1 protein-coding gene is annotated in these 1199 nt (G+C 48.7%); it reads right to left on the bottom strand.

What is annotated here, in order from left to right; all coding sequences use genetic code 11:
- Positions 1 to 1043, bottom strand: a 1043-nt coding sequence (gene brnQ / locus R8N28_RS25810) for a branched-chain amino acid transport system II carrier protein (protein WP_318183734.1), incomplete at its 3' end; no start/stop codon positions are given.
- Between the last annotated feature and the right edge of the window lie 156 nt (positions 1044 to 1199).

The raw sequence follows: 1199 nt of genomic DNA, 5'->3' as shown, positions 1-1199 counted from the left end.
GCAATCGCCACAGGATGAAGTGCCACAACCGCAGGTAAAGTGATTGCCAATAGCTGCTCTAAACCGATGTTGGCGATAAAGCCTGACAGTACCATGGTGGTGACGACAGGGCTTTTGTAGTTCACTTTGCTAAAGGTGTTGTCATAGAACTCGCTGCCTGCCGTTGTTACGCCAATCGCTGTGGTTAAACAGGCCAATACCATGACTGCACCCAACAACACCGAGCCAAAGGCACCAAAATGGTTGAAGGTGAACGCCGTTAAAATATCGCCACCATTGCTAAACTCTGAACCTAAGTAAGAGCTAGTGGAACCGATGTAAGACAACGAAATGTAAACAAACGCCATCGCGACAGCGTACATTAAGGCTGCAATTAGAGTGTATTTCGCCGTTGCTTTCGGGCAGTCCACTCCCATGCTGCGGATGGCACGGAAAATGATCCAACCAAAGCCAATTGAGCCCAACGCATCCATCGTCATGTACCCTTGCGTCAGACCTTCTGCAAACGCACCACTCACGTATGGGCCACTGGCTTGTGTCAACTCCCCTGCTGGGTAAATCAAGGCAGTGACAGACATGATGATCAAAATCGCCATTAACGCCGGTGTTAGGATTTTGCCTAAGTTATCAACCAACTTACCTGGGTAAAGCGCAAACCAAATGGTTGCTACACAAAAGGCAATCGTAAACGGCACTAATGCCGCCTCACCAAAGATTGGGGCGAAGCTAAATTGATAGGCGACGGTAATGGCTCGCGGAATCACAAATGCAGGCCCGATGACGATGAAGACCATCACCCAAAAGCTGGTTGCTAGCGGTTTTGGTAGCGCAGCGGTTAGCTTGTCTGAGCCATTAACGATCGCCACCATTACCAGTGCTAAAGCAGGTAGGCCCACGCCAGTTAAAAGGAATCCAGACATTCCACTCAAAAAGTTTTCACCCGCTTGGTAACCCAAAAATGGAGGGAAGATAAGGTTACCTGCGCCCAAATACATGGCGAAAGTCATAAAGCCTAAGGCGGCGATATTGCGTGCGCTTAACATTGTTATTCCTCTTACACGTTTCGCTTGGAAGAAACTGAAAGGAATGGGAGAGAGTATGTGGTTGTTCCCGTCAGCTTCTTCTCAAGCTGACAGAAAGTTTAGATATAGCCTGTCAGCTCTGAATCAGTTCCAGAGAGAGCAGGAGGATCGCTGCAG

The organism is Vibrio sp. Vb1554 (assembly GCF_033344235.1).
This window is presented reverse-complemented; position numbering and strand designations above follow the sequence as displayed.